At 42.5% G+C, this 21,062-nt stretch carries 21 protein-coding genes, 2 tRNA genes, 1 other RNA gene and 3 pseudogenes; 20 read left to right on the top strand and 7 right to left on the bottom strand.

Features of this window, described 5'->3' with window-relative positions; translation table 11 throughout:
* Window position 1 precedes the first annotated feature (1 nt).
* From FZ941_RS03860 to groL, 4 genes are all read left to right on the top strand, one after another.
* Window positions 2–841, top strand: coding sequence for a PTS system mannose/fructose/sorbose family transporter subunit IID (locus tag FZ941_RS03860; RefSeq protein WP_039975565.1), 840 nt, complete (start codon window positions 2–4; stop codon window positions 839–841).
* A 17-nt stretch (window positions 842–858) separates the two neighbouring features.
* Complete coding sequence (locus FZ941_RS03865; RefSeq protein ID WP_005591588.1) at window positions 859–1,149, top strand: hypothetical protein; 291 nt, start codon at window positions 859–861, stop codon at window positions 1,147–1,149.
* A 141-nt stretch (window positions 1,150–1,290) separates the two neighbouring features.
* On the top strand, window positions 1,291–1,572 hold the full coding sequence (groES, locus tag FZ941_RS03870; protein ID WP_048766103.1) for a co-chaperone GroES: 282 nt from the start codon (window positions 1,291–1,293) through the stop codon (window positions 1,570–1,572).
* A 23-nt stretch (window positions 1,573–1,595) separates the two neighbouring features.
* Window positions 1,596–3,218: a chaperonin GroEL gene (groL, locus tag FZ941_RS03875; RefSeq protein WP_148886911.1), complete on the top strand. Its 1,623-nt coding sequence runs from the start codon at window positions 1,596–1,598 to the stop codon at window positions 3,216–3,218.
* 272 nt (window positions 3,219–3,490) lie between these two features.
* On the opposite strand, the pseudogene FZ941_RS10730 reads toward groL, so the two are convergent.
* Window positions 3,491–3,643: pseudogene (locus FZ941_RS10730) on the bottom strand (dehydrogenase); the annotation flags it as partial.
* Between the two features lie 72 nt (window positions 3,644–3,715).
* Between FZ941_RS10730 and FZ941_RS03885 the strand changes: the two are divergent.
* Window positions 3,716–4,171, top strand: a complete 456-nt coding sequence (locus tag FZ941_RS03885; protein ID WP_148886912.1) for a GNAT family N-acetyltransferase — start codon at window positions 3,716–3,718, stop codon at window positions 4,169–4,171.
* Between the two features lie 49 nt (window positions 4,172–4,220).
* Here FZ941_RS03885 and FZ941_RS03890 read toward each other — a convergent pair whose 3' ends face one another.
* A complete protein-coding gene (locus FZ941_RS03890; protein ID WP_148886913.1) occupies window positions 4,221–5,366 on the bottom strand; it encodes a low temperature requirement protein A in 1,146 nt (381 codons plus the stop codon).
* An 802-nt stretch (window positions 5,367–6,168) separates the two neighbouring features.
* Here FZ941_RS03890 and FZ941_RS03900 point away from each other — a divergent pair.
* The gene (locus FZ941_RS03900) at window positions 6,169–7,458 is read left to right on the top strand and encodes a DUF308 domain-containing protein (protein ID WP_148886914.1); all 1,290 of its coding nucleotides are present in this window, start codon (window positions 6,169–6,171) and stop codon (window positions 7,456–7,458) included.
* A gap of 9 nt (window positions 7,459–7,467) precedes the next feature.
* Window positions 7,468–8,555 (top strand): annotated as a pseudogene (locus tag FZ941_RS03910) (AI-2E family transporter).
* Window positions 8,556–8,692: 137 nt separating this feature from the next.
* On the opposite strand, the gene FZ941_RS03915 reads toward FZ941_RS03910, so the two are convergent.
* Window positions 8,693–8,765: transfer RNA gene (locus tag FZ941_RS03915), tRNA-Lys, on the bottom strand.
* A 62-nt stretch (window positions 8,766–8,827) separates the two neighbouring features.
* Entirely contained in the window at window positions 8,828–9,343 is a 516-nt protein-coding gene (locus FZ941_RS03920; protein WP_148886915.1) for a DUF308 domain-containing protein, read from the bottom strand.
* 133 nt (window positions 9,344–9,476) lie between these two features.
* Between FZ941_RS03920 and FZ941_RS03925 the strand changes: the two are divergent.
* A pseudogene (locus FZ941_RS03925) lies at window positions 9,477–10,154 on the top strand (site-specific integrase); the annotation flags it as partial.
* A gap of 86 nt (window positions 10,155–10,240) precedes the next feature.
* On the opposite strand, the gene FZ941_RS03930 reads toward FZ941_RS03925, so the two are convergent.
* The 3 genes from FZ941_RS03930 to FZ941_RS03940 all read right to left on the bottom strand — a co-directional run bounded on the left by FZ941_RS03930 (window position 10,241) and on the right by FZ941_RS03940 (window position 11,847).
* Window positions 10,241–10,313: transfer RNA gene (locus FZ941_RS03930), tRNA-Lys, on the bottom strand.
* A 4-nt stretch (window positions 10,314–10,317) separates the two neighbouring features.
* Window positions 10,318–10,511: non-coding RNA, 6S RNA (gene ssrS / locus FZ941_RS03935), on the bottom strand.
* 67 nt (window positions 10,512–10,578) lie between these two features.
* Window positions 10,579–11,847: a replication-associated recombination protein A gene (locus FZ941_RS03940; RefSeq protein WP_148886916.1), complete on the bottom strand. Its 1,269-nt coding sequence runs from the start codon at window positions 11,845–11,847 to the stop codon at window positions 10,579–10,581.
* 87 nt (window positions 11,848–11,934) lie between these two features.
* Here FZ941_RS03940 and FZ941_RS03945 point away from each other — a divergent pair, with 87 nt between their 5' ends.
* From FZ941_RS03945 to FZ941_RS04010, 12 genes are all read left to right on the top strand, one after another.
* Window positions 11,935–12,405 (top strand): DUF3013 family protein, encoded by a 471-nt coding sequence (locus FZ941_RS03945; RefSeq protein WP_148886917.1) that lies wholly within the window; start codon window positions 11,935–11,937, stop codon window positions 12,403–12,405.
* Window positions 12,406–12,423: 18 nt separating this feature from the next.
* A complete protein-coding gene (locus FZ941_RS03950) occupies window positions 12,424–13,491 on the top strand; it encodes a site-2 protease family protein (protein WP_148886918.1) in 1,068 nt (355 codons plus the stop codon).
* A gap of 1 nt (window position 13,492) precedes the next feature.
* Complete coding sequence (locus FZ941_RS03955; RefSeq protein WP_148886919.1) at window positions 13,493–13,930, top strand: NUDIX hydrolase; 438 nt, start codon at window positions 13,493–13,495, stop codon at window positions 13,928–13,930.
* Window positions 13,917–14,387, top strand: a complete 471-nt coding sequence (locus FZ941_RS03960) for a GNAT family N-acetyltransferase (protein ID WP_148886920.1) — start codon at window positions 13,917–13,919, stop codon at window positions 14,385–14,387. Before FZ941_RS03955 ends, FZ941_RS03960 begins: the two co-directional genes overlap by 14 nt.
* 143 nt (window positions 14,388–14,530) lie before the next feature.
* Window positions 14,531–15,484 (top strand): 50S ribosomal protein L11 methyltransferase, encoded by a 954-nt coding sequence (prmA, locus tag FZ941_RS03965; protein ID WP_316246081.1) that lies wholly within the window; start codon window positions 14,531–14,533, stop codon window positions 15,482–15,484.
* Complete coding sequence (locus FZ941_RS03970) at window positions 15,485–16,228, top strand: 16S rRNA (uracil(1498)-N(3))-methyltransferase (RefSeq protein ID WP_148886922.1); 744 nt, start codon at window positions 15,485–15,487, stop codon at window positions 16,226–16,228.
* Between the two features lie 169 nt (window positions 16,229–16,397).
* On the top strand, window positions 16,398–17,087 hold the full coding sequence (locus FZ941_RS03975; RefSeq protein WP_005591601.1) for a gamma-glutamyl-gamma-aminobutyrate hydrolase family protein: 690 nt from the start codon (window positions 16,398–16,400) through the stop codon (window positions 17,085–17,087).
* Between the two features lie 254 nt (window positions 17,088–17,341).
* Window positions 17,342–17,791 carry an 8-oxo-dGTP diphosphatase gene (locus tag FZ941_RS03985; RefSeq protein WP_148886923.1) on the top strand — a complete coding sequence of 150 codons (450 nt, stop codon included), beginning with the start codon at window positions 17,342–17,344 and terminating at the stop codon, window positions 17,789–17,791.
* 85 nt (window positions 17,792–17,876) lie between these two features.
* Window positions 17,877–18,320, top strand: a complete 444-nt coding sequence (locus FZ941_RS03995) for a dUTP diphosphatase (RefSeq protein ID WP_148886924.1) — start codon at window positions 17,877–17,879, stop codon at window positions 18,318–18,320.
* Window positions 18,271–18,837 (top strand): histidine phosphatase family protein, encoded by a 567-nt coding sequence (locus tag FZ941_RS04000; protein WP_262366268.1) that lies wholly within the window; start codon window positions 18,271–18,273, stop codon window positions 18,835–18,837. Before FZ941_RS03995 ends, FZ941_RS04000 begins: the two co-directional genes overlap by 50 nt.
* Before the next feature lie 10 nt (window positions 18,838–18,847).
* A complete protein-coding gene (gene radA / locus FZ941_RS04005) occupies window positions 18,848–20,215 on the top strand; it encodes a DNA repair protein RadA (protein WP_148886925.1) in 1,368 nt (455 codons plus the stop codon).
* A gap of 72 nt (window positions 20,216–20,287) precedes the next feature.
* Window positions 20,288–20,983 (top strand): TIGR00266 family protein, encoded by a 696-nt coding sequence (locus FZ941_RS04010; RefSeq protein ID WP_148886926.1) that lies wholly within the window; start codon window positions 20,288–20,290, stop codon window positions 20,981–20,983.
* Window positions 20,984–21,062 lie beyond the last annotated feature (79 nt).

Consider the following 21,062-nt stretch of genomic DNA (forward strand, 5'->3'; position numbering starts at 1 on the left):
GATGGCAACTAAAAAAATATCTAAAAAAACACTGACCAAATCATTCCACCACTGGTACTATGGTCACTTGACCTGCTTCTCTCAAGAGCACATGCAGACTTTTGGTTACTTGACTTCTATGCTACCAATCGTGGAAGAATTGTACGATACAAAAGAAGAACAAGCACGCTCTATGCACACTTATACAGCCTTCTTCAACACGGAACCTCAGCTGGGTACTCTGGTCGTTGGGATCACAGCTGGTTTGGAAGAAGCGCGTGCCAATGGTGCAGAAGCAGTAAATGACGAAACCATCAACGGACTTCGGGCTGGCTTGATGGGGCCGGTTGCTGGTATCGGTGACTCTCTGATCGTTGGAACCTTGATTCCAGTTATTTTGGGGATCTCAATGGGGCTTTCAAATGGAGGTTCGCCTGTTGGTGCCATCTTCTATATTCTAGTTTGGAATCTGCTGGCTTATTTCGGTATGCGTTTTGCTTACTTTAAAGGCTATGAATTAGGAGACAAGGCCGTTGAATTCTTAGTAGGAGAACAAGGGCAAGCTATCCGTAAATCTGTTGGGATTGTCGGCGGAATGGTTATCGGTGCTGTTGCAGCAACTTGGGTACCTATCAAAACTGCCTTCCAATTGACCAATCCGGGTGAAAAAGAGCCTTACCTTGTCCTGCAAGACAAATTAGATGGTGTTTATCCAGGCCTCTTGACAGCTGTCTTTATCGTATTTTGCTGGTGGCTCATGGCCAAGAAGAACCTTTCTCCAATCAAAGTGATGCTCATTCTAGTTGTTATCGCTTTCCTTGGTGTACTGGCTGGCTTCTTTAACCCAGGTCTCCAATATTAAGAAAAAGAGGGGAAATCATGACAGAACAAGAATTGATTCAAGGCTATGAAACAGAAATTCAATACCAGAAGCATATGATTGAAAATCTCGGACGCTGGTTTAGCCTTTTCTTCACCATTGCCAGTATCGGTTTTGTCCTGATCTATCTCTTTCATCGAACCAATCTGCTTCTGTTCATTGTAGGAGTCATCTTAGCTATTTTGGGAATTCTTGTCATGCTGGTCTTTGGCTATGGCATCTACAAGGGTAGACTAAATTTGCAAAAGGTTATTGATGATTTTGAAGAGAAACTGAAGTTGGCTCAATAATATTTCCAATTGATTTCCCCCAAAAACTTTGTCATTCGGCAAAGTTTTTTCTTGACTATTTCTGACCAAGTGATACAATATTAACTATAGATTAGCACTCGATGTCATAGAGTGCTAAAATTCAATCTTTGGAGGAAAAAGATGTTAAAACCATTAGGTGACCGTGTGGTCTTAAAAGTAGAAGAAAAAGAACAGAAAGTTGGTGGCTTTGTCATTGCTGGTGCAGGACAAGACGCGACAAAAGAGGCAAAAGTCATCGCAGTTGGCCAAGGAATCCGTACGTTGAACGGAGAGCTGGTTGCACCAAGTGTTAAGCCAGGTGATAAGGTTTTAGTTGAAAGCCATGCTGGCATTGAAGTCAAAGATCAAGATGAGAAATTCTTGGTTGTTGGGGAAGCAAGCATTCTTGCAATTGTTGAGTAAAAATCGAAGAAAGAGGTTTAAAGATGGCAAAAGATATTAAATTTTCATCAGATGCACGCAGTGCAATGGTTCGTGGTGTGGATATTTTAGCAGATACTGTCAAGGTAACCTTGGGCCCTAAAGGTCGCAATGTTGTTTTGGAAAAATCTTTTGGTTCACCCCTCATCACCAATGACGGTGTGACCATTGCCAAGGAAATCGAGCTGGAAGATCATTTTGAAAATATGGGGGCTAAGCTGGTATCAGAAGTGGCTTCAAAGACCAACGATATCGCTGGAGACGGAACAACGACTGCTACTGTATTAACACAAGCTATCGTCCGAGAAGGGATTAAAAACGTAACTGCGGGTGCCAACCCAATTGGTATCCGCCGCGGAATTGAAGCAGCAGTTGCGACTGCTGTCAGCGCTCTGAAAGAAACGGCGATTCCAGTTTCTAACAAGGAAGCGATTGCTCAGGTTGCTGCCGTTTCTTCTCGTAGCGAAAAAGTCGGTGAGTACATCTCTGAAGCTATGGAAAAAGTTGGCAATGACGGCGTTATTACCATCGAAGAGTCCAAAGGGATGGAAACAGAGCTGGATGTCGTAGAAGGAATGCAGTTTGACCGTGGCTACCTGTCTCAATATATGGTGACGGATAGTGAAAAAATGGTGGCAGATCTGGACAACCCTTATATCTTGATTACAGACAAGAAAATTTCTAATATTCAAGAGATTCTGCCATTGTTGGAAAGTATTTTGAAAACCAACCGTCCGCTCTTGATTATTGCGGATGATGTGGATGGTGAAGCTTTGCCAACGCTGGTTCTTAACAAGATTCGTGGTACCTTTAATGTAGTGGCTGTTAAAGCACCAGGTTTCGGTGATCGCCGCAAGGCTATGTTGGAAGACATTGCCATCTTGACTGGCGGTACAGTGATTACAGAAGATCTTGGTCTGGAGCTCAAAGATGCGACGATTGAAGCGCTTGGACAAGCTTCTAAAGTCACTGTTGACAAGGATAGCACTGTGATTGTGGAAGGATCTGGCAATCCAGAAGCTATTGCCAATCGTGTGGCCGTTATCAAATCTCAAATCGAAAGTACAACTTCTGAGTTTGATAAAGAAAAATTGCAAGAACGTCTGGCTAAATTATCCGGCGGTGTGGCAGTGATTAAGGTCGGTGCTGCAACCGAAACCGAGCTCAAAGAAATGAAACTCCGCATCGAAGATGCTCTTAACGCAACCCGTGCCGCAGTAGAAGAAGGAATCGTATCTGGTGGTGGTACGGCCTTTGTTAGCGTACTAGGTGCAGTAGCTGCCCTTGAATTAACAGGTGATGAAGCGACAGGTCGTAACATTGTCCTTCGTGCCTTGGAAGAGCCTGTCCGTCAAATCGCTTTGAATGCAGGATTCGAAGGCTCAATCGTCATTGACCGCTTGAAAAACTCGGAAGCAGGTACAGGCTTTAATGCTGCGACTGGCGAATGGGTCAACATGATTGAGGCTGGAATCATTGACCCAGTCAAGGTGACGCGCTCAGCCTTGCAAAATGCCGCTTCTGTAGCCAGCTTGATTTTGACAACAGAAGCTGTTGTGGCCAATAAACCAGAACCTGCTCCAGCAGCACCAGCTATGGATCCAAGCATAATGGGCGGAATGATGTAAGACACATAGAAGAAAGTACAACTTTTTTGAAATCAATAAAGTAAAAAAGACTTCAAACTATTGATCAAAAACAATGGTTTGAAGTCTTTTTATTGTGTTGATAATGAAATGAAAACTTGTAAAATAATGAAAAGTTTGAAATGTAAATGATTTTCGAAAGCTGTTTGGAGTGATTGTAAATGTGATTATTTCAAAATGGGGCAAATAATCTTATAGCAGTAGAGAATACTTTAGTTTTGAAAATTAACGCTGTTTAGCAAGGAGTAAGAAAGCTAAACTATTTCAGACTTGTTTTGGAACAACTCAATTCTATCATTACAATAAGTGATTAAAGTTTTAGCTTTTTCAGATACTGACTTCACTTTCTTCTCATTAAAATAGTAGCCAGTCAAACCCCTGATTTCTTCTGACAATGTGAGATAATACACTTATCTATTCGTAAAAAATGGAAGAAGTAGTATAATAGAGAAACACAGATAAGATGGTGAGGAAAAAAGATGACAATCCGTTTTGAAGAAAAGGTAAGTATAGAAAGCGCTCAATTCGTATGCCAATGGTCTAACTCCCTCGGCAAATCCTTTCAAGAACAATGGATGGGAACAATGATTCCTTTTCCCTTGACAATTCAAGTCTTGCAAGATTTGGAAGGAATCTTTTCAATCTTTGATGGACAAGAGTTTGTCGGGCTTATCCAGAAAATCAGGCTAGAAGACAGAAATCTTCATATTGGGAGATTTTTTATCAACCCCCAGAAACAGGGGCAAGGCTTAGGTAGCCAGGCTTTAAGGAAATTTGTTAGTTTGGCCTTTGAAAATGGAGACATAGATACTGTCTCTCTAAATGTCTACGAGGCAAATCAAAGAGCTCAGAATCTTTACCAAAAAGAAGGATTTGAAATCGTTCAAATGGTTGAAGAACCTGTACGAAAATACATCATGAAAAAGTTTAGATAGAAAGTAAAAAAGCTTTGGTTCACAAAGCTTTTTTTATGTTATAAACTCATTAAAAGAACCCCCAGTTAGATTTGGAATATTTTTTATTCTGTGTCATATAAAAATAAATAAAATGAATGGCTATAGCTAGAGCTAAAATGGTTGTTATACTCACTACTATTATAGGATTAGAAGCAAAGATTAAAGAGAGAATCAAGGCAGCCAGATAGAGTGTCGCTTGGACACAGTAGTAACTTTTCGAATAGCGAAGATAGTGTTTGTTATAGGGCCCATTTACTAGGACAGCAGCTTGAAAGAGGCCAAATCCGATATAAGAGAAGCTGGTTGCAAAGAGACGATTAGCTTCAGGATTCTGAAGAAAACTCATCGATACAGTCATCATCATAAGCCCAATGAAAATAGGATAGTGACTGTAAATTAGAAATAGTCCCTTTTGATTAGATTTTTGATCAATAGCATGGTCGAATTGACCAAAATAAAACAAGAACAGAGAAATCATAATTATGAAATAAAGAACCGAATAAATCGAGAAATTCTCGATTGTAAAGAAGTTAGCTAGATTCGTAATCATCTCTCCAAACGTAATAATGACAAGAAGGGAGATGCGCTCGATTAAATGGGGGAGATTTACCTGGTAATGCTTATCTTTACTAGGCAAGATAATTGGCATAATAAATGTTAGCAGAATACTAGCAAATAAGATAGAGACCCCAACGTAAATAGGAAGAAGAGCTGCTAGATAGACTCCTAAACTTCCTAGACCTGTTATCCATAGAAAACCTTTGATACTTTCCCGATTAGCATTATCGGTTGATTTTCTAAAAAATTCAACCAAATATTGTAAAAATAAGGTAAAGGTTAATGTACCAATAGCCCAACAGAGATAATGAGAATATTGTTGCCAATCAGGTCCAATCATATTGGCTATAAAGAGTAAAAGTCCCATTTTGATAAACATGATTACCATGTTAAATAAAGAGTTCTTTCCATAGCGATTGGTATAATCGGTTTGAATCATCCAGGAATCGATGAGAAACAAAATAGCAATGAAAAAATCAAGGAAAGAATTCCAAGTCAAAATACCGTTATGAAGATGGTCGATTAAAGTAGTTACTTTTGAAATTGCAAAAACAAAAACTAAGTCATAAAAAAGTTCTGAAAATTCTACACGTTTATGTTTAATAAGAGTTGTCATCTTAAGACCTTTCTATTTTAGAAGTACAATTTATTATACATAAAATGGTAATGAGAGAAAAGGAGATGCTTAAATAACTTTATGTGGCGCGAATGAACTGCGCCACAAAAGTTAGGTTTTTTCTGTCTAACTTTTGGGGTGCAGTTCAGAAGGGGTGTTTTTTCTATCGTTTTTTAGTGCTAAGACTACACAAAAAAGCCTTGATTCCAAGGCTTTTTCCTGTTGATTTAGATGCCCCCTACAGGGATTTGGAAAGGACTTTCATATTGAGAGCAATTAAAAATATTGAAATATAAGTGATTTTAGGTATTTTCAATGTCATGATTTAAAAATGGGACAAAAGTGGGGCAAAAACCATACAGATTCTAAACTGTATGGTTCTTTTTTTATCTAACCAAGAAAGGTTAAAACTTATTAAAACAAATGCAATCAACTGTTGAAAACTTTTTAGTCCGTGTAATATAAAAACAAGTAAAAAGTTGAACTATAGGGAATATTGTGTCATAATAGGTAATAGATGAATAATTAATAGATTGGAAATAATGCTTTCTTACCTTAACAAGTTGAATTGGTTATACATTTTTTCGTCGCAATTGTGTCTATCTCTCGAGTTTAGCTAGTTTTTATAAGCTCTGGTTTCTAATCAATATAACAAATTTTAGAAGTGCATAAGACAAGATGGTGACATTATTACAGTCATTTCTAGTCACCATATGTTGCTGGCACAGGCTGTTTGTAGTGTTGGCTATTTACTAGTCAGTTTAATCGGAGTGTTTAATTTTTATTGTTGAAAGGTTTTTATATGGCGAAAATTCTATCTTTAGGTCTGACAGGTAAGAAATTACTTGCTCAGGGGTTCTTGTTTGTTCTGCTAGGTCTCATCTTGATGGTCACGGGGACTTGGTTGCCAGTAACAGTTATTCGCCTGGTTCTGTTTTTAGCTTGGATAGCAACGGTCGTAGATTTGCTATTAAGAGTTTTCAAAAAAAGCCAGTCAACGGATACCTTGGGAGTTGCACTGGTTAAATTGTTAGTGCTGGGATATTTGCTAGGTTCTAATCTTGCGACTGATATACCGATTTATGTTCTGGCTCTTGTGATTGGAGTTTATCAGATTTTTAGGGCCACGATTAATCTTGTCACCTATGTTCTCTACCGTAAAAATAATATTCGACCTCGTTTTCGTCTCTTACTAGATGGTATTCTACTAGTTTTTCTTGGTGGAGCTAGTCTTTTGTCCTCTACGGGAAATTCTGTCTTTCAACTCTTTGTTTTAGGGGCTTATTTTTTCCTTTATGGTCTGTCCAATATCCGTGACGGTTTCTTATTTGAAGGGGAAATTGGGAAAAACCATCTCAAACGTCGCATTAGAATTAGCTTACCTATTGTCCTAGCCGCTCTCATCCCTGCAAGAACTTTAGCAAAAATTAACAAATTTATGCTGGAAAATGCTGATGAGGAAGAAGATATCCATCTTGGAATAGTGAAGTCTGGTAAGACAGCAGAGCTAGAAATTTTTGTTCATACAGCTGAGACCTCCCTGTTTTCAGCTATTGGTCATGTGGATATCTGCTATCAGGGCCGTGTTATTTCTTATGGCAACTATGATCCGTCATCTGAGACCTTATTTGGTATGGTAGGAGATGGTGTCTTATATTTCTGTGACCGTGATAAGTACATTGACTTATGTAAACGGGAGAGTCAAAAAACGCTATTTGGTTACGGAATAGATTTGACACCGGAAATGGAAGAAGCGGTTCAGGAAAAATTAGCTGAATTAAAACAACTAACGATTCCTTGGGAGCCAAGCGCAGATAAAATTAAAACGGAAGATGGTAAGGAAGACTACACCTACGCTTATAAAATCAGACATGAGACGGATGGGGAACTTTATAAATTTATCAAATCTAAGTTTAAATCCTACTTTGTCTTGTCCACAAACTGTGTGCTCTTGGCTGATACCATAGTCGGTCAAGCTGGAACCGATATCCTCTCACCCAAAGGATTTATCGCTCCAGGAACTTACCAAGCCTACCTTAATCGAGAGTTTGAAAAACCAAATAGTATAGTCGTATCTAAACATGTTTATTAAGGAGAATTTATGAACTTAGTTAAAAAATATACCCCGTTAATCCTTTTTATAGGGCTGGTTGCTCTTGTAATTCTGAATGCATCGAGCTTTATATCAGGAGCAATCTCTCTCTTTGATGTAACATCAACCTTGATTTATGGTGCTGTTATTGCTTTTGTGCTTAATGTTCCTATGAAAAAAATTGAACAGTACTTAGTTAAATTGAAGGTAAAGGCAGAGTTGCGTCGTCCGATTGCCATGGTACTTGTTTTCCTAGCTCTTATCTTAATCGTGATTGCTCTTTTGGTTTTGGTGCTGCCAACCCTAGCTCAACTATTAGTCAGCTGGGAACAGTCCTTTCAACAGTCCTTACTCAACTTGGGAAATTGCTAGGCAGCTCGGAATTTGTAACCAAAGACATGTTGTCAACTATCGTATCAGGCATACAGGGACAATCTAGTTCTATTAGCCAAGCTTTGATAGGTTTTTTATCAGGTCTGACTAGTAATATCGGCAATATTTTTTCAAGTTTGATGAATGCCTTTTTGATTATAGTCTTCACCTTTTTATTTTTATCCAGTAAGGAACATTTGGCAGCGATGACGAGTCGACTTCTAAAAGTTTTTCTTCCAGAGAAGGTGGTGATAAAGTTGACTTACATTGGACAAGTAGCACTAGAGACTTATGACCAATTTTTGATGAGTCAGCTGATTGAAGCAGTTATCATAGGAGTTATGATAGCGGTTGGTTACAGCGTGTTTGGGATACCCTATGGAGTAATGACAGGTATCTTTGCAGGAGTGCTATCGTTCATTCCTTATGTAGGGCCTATGATTGCTTGTGTTGTGGGAGCGATTTTTATCTTCACAGTGAGTCCTACTCAAGCCTTACTTTCTCTTCTTCTATATCAAGTTATACAGCTGATTGAAGGAAACCTTATTTATCCTAGAGTTGTGGGTCAATCTATTGGCTTACCAGCCCTTTTCACGCTTGCGGCTGCTAGTATCGGAGGGAATCTTTTCGGACTACTTGGAATGATATTCTTTACCCCCGTATTTGCTGTTATCTATCGACTGGTTAAAGAATTTGTCGTTGCAAAGGAAAATCAGGTAGATTAAGAAAAACTAAATTTAATAAGATATACTGAGAAGAGAGTGAGAGATTCTCTTCTCTTTTATTTTTAAATACTTTTCTACAAAAAGCTATTGGACGTCAAAAAATTCTTGGTTTCAAGGCTTATTCCTGTTGATTTAGATGCCCCCTGCAGGGCTCGAACCTGCGCCCCATAGATTAAGAGTCTACTGCTCTACCAACTGAGCTAAGGAGGCAACAGAAAAAGCTGAGAATGTAACTTCCCAGCTATTTTAATATGCCCAAAATGGCAACTAGATTATTTACGAAAGGCCTCAATAATGTAGGTGAAGCCAGTAACTAAAAATGAAAAGGCAATGACATAAACGACAAAGACACCTGTAGCCACTGGATTGAACAGAATCACTAGACCTAGTAAAAATACAAGCAAGGCTACCCACATGATATGGTTGCCAATAATAGGGAAAATCAATCCCAGACGATTGCCTTTAAAGAAAACTATAATGGCTTCTACAATTAACCAAATTCCTAAAATAGTTGGAATGACGACCGGCAGGGTCACAAAGCCATAAGCAACGAGGTAAAGAGCTAAAAGAAGACTAACAAACCCTTGGAAAAGATAAACAGGTGAGCGAAGCTCTTTTGGTGCAGAGAAATAGCCTAAAAGAGCTGCTATAGAAGCAACCAGTAAATCAAATGCAATCCACCAGCTGTAAGCAACAAGATTAGCTACTGGGTGTGTAAATAGGAAAAGTCCTAAAAGGACAAAAACAACTCCTGCAAGGAATAGCAGTAAACGATTAGAAAATTTCATTTCAATACCCCCTATATAGCATAGTCTGATAATAAAACTATTATACTTATTTTTATAGAAAATGTCAATAAAATAAATAAACAATTTGGAAGTTTCAGTCTGACTTACAAAAAGAAAATCGCCCTCATACAGCAAATTATTTTCATCCAAAGAACAACAGATGACAGAAGAGAAATATTTACATACAGAAAAGGACTATCTGGATTTACTTTTAGCAGTAAAGAGAAAATTTGATTACCAACGTTCAATTGTTCCTTATATTGTCTATTTTCTATTAAAAACAGGCATGAGGTTTGGAGAGTTAATAGCGTTAACTTGGAATGAGGTTGATTTTGACAGAGGATTGTTAAAAACATACAGGAGGTATAATACTCTCTCTCATAAGTTTGTTCCACCAAAAAATAAAACGTCTATTCGGATGGTTCCAATAGACGAGGAGTGTATCAAAATTTTGCGCCTTTTACAAACGGAGCAAGAAAGGGCAAACATGGAGTTAGGAATCAAAAATCGATATCGGATGATTTTTCAACATTTTGGATATATTCATTCAGTCCCAGATATCGCAAGTGTCAATAAAGCTTTGAGTGTTCTCTTAAATGAGTTGGACATTTATCCAATTATCACGACAAAAGGAGCACGTCATACCTATGGGAGCTACCTCTGGCACAAAGGATTTGACCTTGGAGTTATCGCAAAAATTCTAGGGCATAGAGATATTTCAATGTTGGTAGAAGTGTACGGACACACTTTAGAAGAGAAAATTTTTGAAGAATTTAATCAAATAAGAGATATTTGGAAAGATTGCTCATAAAAAAATGTGGGGCAGAAAGTGGGGCAAAATGATTTCAGAGCAAGCAAAAAAGCCTACAGAGTAGGCTTTCTTAGTCATACTTTCTATGCCCCCTGCAGGGCTCGAACCTGCGACCCATAGATTAAGAGTCTACTGCTCTACCAACTGAGCTAAGGAGGCAAGAGAAAAAGCTGTATTGGTGCCGGACCTTCACGATTTGTATTGAACCCGCGCAATTAAGCAGGTGGGCAACTCGCTCTAACTGAAGCTGCTTCCGCGTGACACGGCTTGCACGCTGTTAGAAGTCTTTTGTTTCCCTAATAATACAAAAAATAGTCGGTCAACACTTAAGTGTGAAGTCGTACACCACAGCGTTTCTATAATTATAATACCATAAATTTTGAAAAATTCAAGAGAAAAATGTGATTTTTTGCAAACGATGCCATCATTTTTTTAAGTCATCAATCTTATTCTTGGTCAATCCAAGGGCTCGCTCGTATTTGCCATTTTCATTGGGAGTGAAATAATTGGCATCCCTTATCTTGTCAGGAAGATAGTCTTGCTTGACCCAATTGCCAGGATAGGAGTGAGGGTAGAGATAGTCCTGTGCGTTGCCCAATTCCTTGCTGCCGGCATAGTGGCCGTCGCGTAAGTGGCGGGGAATGGGTAAGTTTCCATTCTTCCGTAGGTCAGCTAGGGCCTTGTCCATGGCCACATAGGCTGAGTTGGACTTGGGCGACAGAGCCAGATCAATAACAATATTGGCAATAAGGATACGAGCTTCAGGAAAGCCGATCCGCTGAGCTGCTTCTAGAGCTGTAACGGTATGGACTTGGGCGTCAGGATTTGCCAGACCAATATCCTCGTAAGCGATAACGGTCAAGCGTCGAGCTAGGCTAGGCAGGTCTCCTGCCTCAATGAGCCGAGCTGCGTAGTGGAGGCTGGCATTGACATCAGAGCCACGGATGGACTTCTGCAGGGCAGAGAGGACATCGTAATGGCCGTCTCCGTCCTTATCCATGGTGATGTAGCTCTTTTGCAGGCTGTTTTCCATGACATCAAGAGTAATGTGGCGGATGCCCTTGTCATTTTCTGGGGTAGAAAGCACCGCTAAATCCAGCGAGTTATAGGCGGAGCGCAAATCTCCATTGGTAGAGATAGCAATGAAGTCCAGAGCTTCATCATCTAGCTCCACTGGGAAATCAAATCCTCGTTCCTTATCCGTCAAGGCTAGCTGGATGGCTGTCCGAATGTCGTCGTTGCTGAGGGGCTCAAGCTCAAATATCTGGACCCGGCTTCGAATAGCAGGGGTGACAGAAAAGAAAGGATTTTCTGTCGTCGCCCCAATCATGATGACCAGACCGTTTTCTAATAGTGGCAGCAGGAAATCTTGCTTGGTCTTGTCCAGACGGTGAATCTCGTCTAGCAGGAGCACCAGCCCGCCGGAAAATTTCGCTTCTTCAGCGATCTCTTGCAGGCGTTTCTTGCTATCTACGGTGGCGTTAAAGGTCCGAAAGGCAAACTTGGTTGTGCCGGCAATAGCTGAGGCGATAGAGGTTTTTCCGATGCCGGGTGGCCCGTAGAGAATCATCGAGGACAGGCGGTTGGCTTCAACCATACGGCGGATGATTTTCCCGGGTCCGACCAGATGTTGCTGGCCGATGATCTGATCAATGCTGGTCGGCCGCATGCGCAAGGCGAGGTTTTCTGGCATAAGATTTCCTTTCTGCAAGTGTTTTTCTTAGCGTTTTGTGTTACTATTATAGATAGTAATATTTTATCACAATGAAAAGAGGAAATCATGACTAAGTACGGTTTTTTAGATATATTAGATGAGGAAATGGAGAAGAATTTTCCTTTTGACTATGAGATTAACTGGGACAAGAAGAATCACGCAGTGGAAGTGGCCTTTCTCCTTGAGGTGCAAAATTCAGGTGGGATTGAGACCGTTGATGCTGAGGGCAATGCCTCGGCTGAGGATATTTACTTTGAGGAAGCCGTGCTTTTCTACAATCCAGTTAAGTCTCGTTTTGAGGCCGAGGACTATCTGGCTGCCCTGCCCTATGAGCCGAAGAAAGGGCTGTCGCGGGAGTTTCTGGCTTATTTCGTGGATTTTCTGACCCAGACAGCTGAATCTGGTCTCGATGCACTCATGGACTTCTTAGCAGATCCAGAGGCAGCAGAGTTCGTCATGGAATGGAACCAAGAAGTCTTTGAAGAAGGAAAAGTTGGCTTGGAAGAAGGGGAGTTTTACCCTTATCCGAGATACTAGGAGTTGATTGGAGATTTTATGAAGAAAATTGGGACTTATTTGGTTTATGTGCTAGCTTTTGTCTTTATTATGCTAGCTTTTGCTTGTGGAACCATCGCATTTGCAGAGTTGGGGTATTCCGCAGTTTTAGCATTCACTTTTGGTTATTCCTTCGCTCTTTTAAGCATGTATTTAATCTTTATTCTTCATGAGCTGGGTCATGCTTTTTGTGGCTACTTGACAGGCTATCGGCTGGTGGCTTTTGGATTAGGACATTTTCTTTTGACCAAAAAGTCAGGCAGGTTTTATCTTAGTCGAACAGCCGTTCTGAAAGATGCTGGTGCTCAGTATATTGGATTGAAAGAAGATGAAAGTGATCAAAGAATCATCCTGATGCTTTTAGGAGGCTTGATGGTCCATCTCAGCTTGATATTATTGGCGATATTGTTTGGAGTTTTGACAAGAAGCTGGTATTTTGCTGGTACTTGGATTTTTCTGAATTTATCTTTCTTCCTAAACAACTCTTTGCCAGTCGGCATCACCGATGGAGCAAAAATCTGGGAATTGCGACAACACCCTGAAAATACGAAATACGCCTACCTGGTGTTGAGGCATTCTGCCCAGACCTTGCTAGCTCCTCAAGAATATGATTTAAAAGACTTTACCATGCCTATTGATGAGGATGCGAGAGGGAGTTTCGCAGAAAGTATTGAAACTCTTCAGGGAGTGGTTTTTATATTGGATGATCATTTAGAGGCAGCTAAAAAGCTATTTCAATCTTTACTAGAGAGAACAGAACACTCGCTGTCTGAAACTTCTTGCCAACTATGCCTTCTTCAAATCGCCTTGCTAGAAGGGGATAATGAAAAAGCGGAGGAATATGCAAGTAATCGAGGAGTCAAATCCTTTTTATCTCTAAAACTGGCAGATATGCAAATGATTCAAGCCTGGTATCAATTTAAAGTTAAGAATGATATAGCTCAAACTCGCAAGGCTATGAAGATTGCTAGACAGAAAATGAATAGCAGCCGGATGCTACGGGATGAGCAATGTTACTATGAAAACTGGTTAGCAGAGCTGGAAAAGGCATTAGCCGAAGGAGTCTAACATGGAAATTGAACTCTCTGATTTCACAGGCTGCAAGATTGCCCTCTTTTGTGATGATAGGATTTTAACTATCTTGCGGGACGATAAGTCAAACATTCCTTGGCCCAATATGTGGGAGTTGCCGGGCGGTGGCCGAGAGGGTGAGGAGACACCTTTTGAATGTGTGCAACGAGAGGTTTTTGAAGAGCTAGGTTTGAAGCTTGAAGAAGCGGATATTGTCTGGGCTAAGGACTATCAAGGAATGCTTAATCCAGACAAAACCTCTATTTTTATGGTGGGAACCATCACTCAGGAAGATTTTGCCAGCATCGTCTTTGGCGATGAGGGGCAGGCTTATCAAATGATGGATGTGAACCAGTTCTTATCAGATGACAAGGTTATTCCGCAGTTGCAGGCTAGGGTGAGAGATTATTTGGAGGACAAGCATGATTTATATTGAGCAGGCGGGAGCTGAAGATTTAGAGACTATTATCGATATTCAGCGCGCTAGTTTTAAGGCGGTTTATGAGAAATATCAGGATCAATACGACCCCTATCTGGAGGAGCGAGAGCGGATTTGCTGGAAACTAGTTGAGCGGCCCAATAGTTTTTATTATTTTGTCAAAGACGATGAGAAGATTCTTGGTTTTATCCGCTTGAATACAAATGACGAACAGACAGCAGGCTGGATTGGAACAGTGGCGATTTTGCCAGAGTACCAGAACAAAGGATATGGCTCTGAGGGGCTTAATCTGATAGAGGAGAAATTCTCCACCGTTATGCAATGGGATTTGTGCACGGTTTTCCAAGATAAAGGCATGGTAGCTTTTTATGAGAAAAACGGCTATCATCAGACTCATACTGAGCCCGAAAAAGAGGGCATGGATATGGTCTATATGACGAAGACAATGAAATAAACAAAGAAAGGATTATTCAGTTAAATTTCTAAACTGAACCCGCCCTAAACACTGTGCCAAAAAGATAAGGTTCTCTTAGACGCAAGCGTCGTCAGAGGATTTTCTATTTTGGCTTTGTGTTTTACGGGCTTGGTATTTTAATGATGGACACTTGGCAGGAATTAACGATTGAAGTGAAGCGGGAGGCGGAGGAAGCGGCCTCGAATATTCTGATTGAGCTGGGCAGTCAGGGTGTGGCTATCGATGACAGCGCAGACTATCTGGGGCAGGTTGACCAGTATGGTGAGCTTTTTCCAGAAGTTGAGCAGAGCGAACGGGTCAGGATTACGGGCTACTATCCGGATTCTGTGGATATAGAGGCCATTGCGGCCCAGGTCAATGAGCGTCTGGCAGAGCTGGATGGCTTTGGCTTGGAGACGGGAGATATTCAGCTGACTCGCCAGGAACTGGCTGAGGAAGACTGGGCGGACAATTGGAAGAAGTACTTTGAGCCGGCTCGGATTACCCACGACTTGACTATTGTGCCGTCCTGGACGGAGTATGAGGCGACAGCTGGTGAGAAGATTATCAAACTGGATCCTGGTATGGCCTTTGGTACGGGCACTCACCCGACGACCAAGATGAGCCTCTTTGCGCTGGAGCAGGTTCTGCGGGGCGGAGAAACGGTGTTGGATGTGGGTACAGGCAGCGGTGTCCTCTCCATTGCCAGCTCTCTATTAGGCGCTAAGGACATCTACGCCTATGATTTAGACGAGGTAGCGGTGCGAGTGGCGCAGGAAAATATTGAGCTCAATCCTGGTATGGAGAATATCCATGTGGCGCCGGGGGATCTTCTCCGAGGTGTAGAAATCAAGGCGGATGTCATTGTTGCCAATATCTTGGCCGATATTCTCATCCATCTGACAGAGGATGCCTACCGTCTGGTCAAGGATGAGGGCTATCTGATTATGAGTGGGATTATTTCTGAGAAGTGGGAAATGGTGCGCGAGTCAGCAGAAGCAGCAGGATTTTTCCTAGAAACACATATGATTCAGGGCGAATGGAATGCCTGTGTCTTTAAGAAAACGCAGGACATTTCAGGCGTGATAGGTGGTTAGATGCAGCAGTATTTTATAAAAGGAAGTCCTCAGTCTCCTCTGGTGGTCACGGATAAGGACACGGCCAAACATATGTTTTCAGTCATGCGGCTCAAGGAGGGTGACCAAGTCACACTGGTCTTTGATGATGGCCTGAAACGGCTGGCTCAGGTGTTGGACCCCAGTCAGCAGAGCTTGGAAATCTTGGAAGAGCTAGCAGACAATACCGAGCTGCCGGTTCAAGTGACCATTGCTTCAGGCTTTCCTAAGGGCGATAAATTAGAGTTTATCACTCAAAAGGCAACGGAACTCGGAACCAGTGCTATCTGGGCCTTTCCAGCTGACTGGTCGGTGGCCAAGTGGGATGGCAAAAAGCTAGCCAAAAAGAGTGAAAAGCTAGAGAAAATTGCTCAGGGGGCAGCAGAGCAGAGCAAGCGCAATCTGATTCCAGAGGTTCGGCTCTTTGATAAAAAGGCAGATTTTCTGGCAGCCTTGGCAGACTTTGACCGCATCATCGTAGCCTATGAAGAATCGGCCAAAGAAGGAGAATCTGCAGCTCTAGTAGAGGCAGTGAGAGGCTTGGACAAGGGAGATAAACTACTCTTTATCTTCGGACCGGAGGGCGGTCTATCGCCAGATGAAATAGCCGCCTTTGGCCAAGTAGGGGCTGTCTCCGCCGGTCTGGGTCCACGTATCCTGCGGGCTGAAACAGCTCCGCTTTATGCCTTGACCGCAGTCAGTGTCATGCTGGAATTAGAAAAATGAAGTCAGCGGGCTTCTGCTGATTTTTCCTTGCCTGTCGCTACTATATCCCTTTTTGTGGAAAACTGTTCTTGACATAAAAAATTTTTATGGCCAGCTTAAAAAAATACTATTGGACGGCCGAGAGGTGGAATGGTAAGATATTCTATATCAAGTTAAGGAGGGATCATCTATGTGCAGAACAATTGTTGGAGTGTCAGCTAATCTTTGTCCAGTGGATCAGGCGGGCAAAAACATTCATTCATCTGTATCCTGCAAATTTGCCGAAAGCATCAAGCTAGTCGGCGGTCTGCCTATGGTGATTCCTGTCGGGGATAAAAGTCTGGTCAAGGACTATATAGAAACCATTGATAAGCTCATTCTATCAGGTGGTCAAAATGTTCATCCGCAGTTTTACGGAGAGGAAAAGGCCATTGATAGCGATGATTACAATCTGGCTCGGGATGAGTTTGAGCTAGCACTCTTAAAGGAGGCTATTCGTCAGGGTAAGCCAGTCTTGGCTATCTGCCGTGGTCTGCAGTTGGTCAATGTTGCTTTTGGTGGTACGCTCAATCAGCAAATTGACAATCATTGGCAGGGGCAACCATTTGGGACTTCGCACTCCATTCGTACAGAAAAAGGCAGCGTTGTGGAGCGTTTATTTGGTCAGGCCAGCCAGATCAATTCTGTTCATCGCCAAAGCATCAAGGACTTGGCGCCTAATTTCCGAGCGACAGCCTTTGACCCAAGGGACAATACCATCGAAGCGATTGAAGCTGTGGACGGCAGCCGTATCATCGGTTTGCAGTGGCATCCAGAGTTTTTGATCAACGAAGAAAAGGGCAATTTAGAACTATTTCAATATCTTTTGCAAGAATTATAAAAACTGAAATTATTTTTAGCTAATTTTAAGATAAGCTTTATATAATATAACCATCAAATGAAGACCTCCTAACTTTATTTGATGAAATCCTAAAACTTTTCTTTTTCATAATAATCTCCCTATAAGAACCGCCCAATCGGCGGTTTTTTTGCTGGAAGGGCTGAGAAATCTGGATTTTCATCAATTTAATCACTTTTATGTTATAATGAGTCACAGCAGGCCGAGCGAATCGGTCGGTAGATGGAGGAGTAGGGATGTCAAGAGCAGAGCGAGTTATTTTAACAAATATGTGTATGGTTTACGATGGGGACCGCATTTTAGTGCAAAATAAAGTAAATGATGATTGGACGGGCCTCTGCTTTCCAGGTGGTCATGTTGAATATCGTGAGTCCTTTGTCAAATCAGTGATACGGGAAATCAAAGAAGAAACAGGCCTGACTATCTATGAGCCTCGCTTGTGTGGTGTCAAGCAGTTTTACACTGAAAAAGATGAGCGCTATATCGTTTTTCTTTACAAGACCAATCGTTTTGAGGGAGAACTGGTCTCATCCGAAGAAGGCGAGGTATTCTGGATTGACCGCAAAGATCTTGACCGCTACTCGCTAGCTGTGAGTTTTAAGGAAATGTATCAGGTTTTCACATCAGATTTGACGGAGCAGTTTACCTATCTAGAGGATGGAGAGGTCATCAAAGATTTATACTAAGGAGAACCGCCCAATCGGCGGTTCTTTTGCTTGTTTTTTGCGAATTTAGTATAATAGGGACAGCAAAAATAGAAAAGAGAACTGTATGAAAATTCGTGGATTCGAGCTGGTTTCCAGCTTTCCAAATGAAGATTTGTTACCCAAGAGAGAGACGGCTCACGCAGCGGGCTATGATTTGAAAGTGGCAGAGCGTACCATCATTGGGCCGAGGGAGATTAAGCTGGTTCCGACGGGTGTTAAGGCCTATATGCAGCCGGGTGAGGTGCTTTATCTCTATGACCGCTCGTCCAATCCTCGTAAAAAAGGCCTGATTTTGATTAACTCCGTTGGGGTCATCGACGGCGACTACTATGGCAATCCTGGAAATGAAGGTCATATCTTTGCTCAGATGCAGAACATCACGGACCAAGAGGTTGTACTGGAAGTGGGTGACCGCATTGTGCAGGCAGTCTTCGCACCATTTTTGATGGCAGATGGGGATGAAGCCGACGGTGTGCGGACAGGCGGATTTGGCTCTACTGGGCATTGAGATGAAAGTTATTTTTGTGCGCCATGGTGAGCCTGATTACCATGAGTTAGAGGAGCGTTCTTATACTGGCTTTGGTCTGGATTTGGCGCCTTTATCTGAGCAGGGAAGACGGCAGGCTCAGGAACTTTGCCAGCATCCTTTACTGCGTTCAGCTGATTTGCTGGTGTCTTCTGCAATGACGCGAGCTTTAGAAACGGCATCTTATGTGGCTTGTGCCACTGGCCTTCCTTTGAGAGTGGAGCCTTTGCTACACGAATGGCAGGTTTATCAAACGGGAAGAGGGAACTTTGAAAAAGCTCGAAGCCTGTTTTTAGAAAATAATGGTGCCTTGCTCCCCAGTAGTCCTATTCAGTATGAGACGGCTGAGGAGATGAAGGCTCGTTTTGTAGACTGTATGGCAAAGTATCGAGATTACCAGACAGTAGCCCTTGTAGCCCATCGCATGCTGATCCGTCAGTTTGTGCCAAATGAGCAAATTGATTTTTGCCAAGTGATTGAGTGTGAGATAGAGATATAGAAAGAGGTTTATCATCGCTAAGAAAAAAACGACCTTTGTCTGTCAAAATTGTGAATACCATTCGCCCAAGTACCTAGGCCGCTGTCCCAACTGCGGCTCTTGGTCTTCTTTTGTTGAGGAGGTAGAGGCTGCGGAAGTCAAGCATGCCCGTGTTTCCTTGACAGGCGAAAAGACTCGACCCATGAAGCTGGCTGAGGTCACTTCGATTGATGTCAACCGGACCAAGACGGACATGGACGAGTTCAATCGTGTGCTGGGTGGTGGCGTAGTGCCTGGCAGTCTGGTCCTGATTGGTGGGGATCCTGGTATCGGGAAGTCTACCCTGCTTCTGCAAGTATCTACCCAGCTTTCCCAGCAGGGTACTGTTCTTTATGTCAGCGGGGAGGAATCAGCTGAGCAGATTAAGCTGCGGGCGGAACGGCTCGGTGATATTGACAGTGAATTTTATCTCTATGCCGAAACCAATATGCAAAATATCCGCACGGAGATTGAGAAAATCAAGCCAGATTTTCTGATTATCGACTCCATCCAGACGGTCATGTCGCCGGAGATTTCCAGTGTTCAAGGCTCTGTTTCTCAGGTCCGCGAGGTGACAGCCGAGCTCATGCAGCTGGCCAAGACCAATAATATCGCGACCTTTATCGTTGGTCACATGACCAAGGAAGGAACCTTAGCAGGCCCCCGAACGCTAGAGCATATGGTGGACACCGTGCTTTATTTTGAGGGCGAACGCCAACACACTTTCCGTATCTTGAGAGCAGTCAAGAACCGCTTTGGTTCGACCAATGAGATTGGTATCTTCGAAATGCAGTCTGGCGGGCTAGTCGAGGTGCTCAATCCAAGCCAAGTCTTTCTGGAAGAGCGGCTGGACGGTGCGACAGGCTCATCCATCGTCGTGACCATGGAAGGGACGCGGCCGATTTTAGCTGAGGTGCAGGCTTTGGTGACACCGACCATGTTCGGCAATGCCAAGCGAACCACGACTGGTCTGGACTTTAACCGAGCCAGCCTCATTATGGCGGTTCTAGAAAAACGGGCGGGGCTCCTCCTGCAAAATCAGGATGCCTACCTCAAGTCAGCTGGCGGTGTCAAGCTAGATGAGCCAGCGATTGATTTGGCAGTAGCGGTAGCCATTGCTTCCAGCTACAAGGATCTACCGACCAATCCCCAAGAGTGCTTCATCGGTGAAATCGGCCTGACTGGTGAAATCCGTCGAGTCAATCGCATCGAGCAGCGCATCAACGAAGCAGCAAAACTGGGCTTCACCAAGATATATGCTCCCAAAAACTCTCTGAACGGCCTCAAGGTGCCAGACAATATCCAAGTCATCGGTGTGACGACGATTGGGGAAGTCTTGAAAAAAGTCTTTGCTGGATGATTTTCTTTGTTTTAGATTGCAAAAATATTTTATTATTGCTATAATTTTCTTAAAAACAAGGAGGGAACTCTTATGCAATTTTCCATGGATAGCAACATGCAATTTCCACTCGTTGACCTCTACCTTAATCAAGGAGAGACAGTCTTTATCCAGCGTGGCAGTATGGTCTATCACACGCCTAATGTAACCTTGAACACTCAGCTCAATGCTAACGGTTCAGGTTTGGGACGCTTTGTCAAGGCAGTCGGCCGTTCCATGGTGTCTGGTGAAAGTACCTTCATCACCCAAGCTGTCGCCCAGTCTGACAATGGTTTCCTAGCTTTAGCACCAGAAGTTCCCGGCCAAGTTATTCCTCTCTATCTGGGAGAAAAGCAGTACCGGCTCAATGATGGTGCCTTTCTGGCTCTGGATGGTACAGCTTACTATACGATGGAGCGCCAGTCTGTTGGCAAGGCGATATTTGGCGGTCAAGGTGGCCTCTTCGTCATGACGACTAAAGGGCAGGGTACTCTCTTGGCCAATGCCTATGGATCGATTAGGAAAATTGAGCTAAATAACCAAGAAGTAACCATTGACAATGCCCATGTCGTAGCTTGGAGCCAGTCTTTGGATTATAATATCCATCTAGAAAATGGTTTCTGGCAGTCGATCGGAACGGGAGAAGGAGTTGTCAACACCTTCCGAGGTACCGGGGAAATCTATGTTCAAAGTCTCAATCTTCAAAGCTTTGCGGGCTCACTCAGTCGCTATATCGCAAAAGGTTCATAGAAAGGTGTGGATGAATTTCCGCACCTTTTTTAGATTTTTCTTCCATTTTTTTATAAAAAACGTACATTTTTGCTTTATA

Source organism: Streptococcus sp. Marseille-P6264, assembly GCF_902460355.1.
Classification (GTDB): Bacteria; Bacillota; Bacilli; order Lactobacillales; family Streptococcaceae; genus Streptococcus.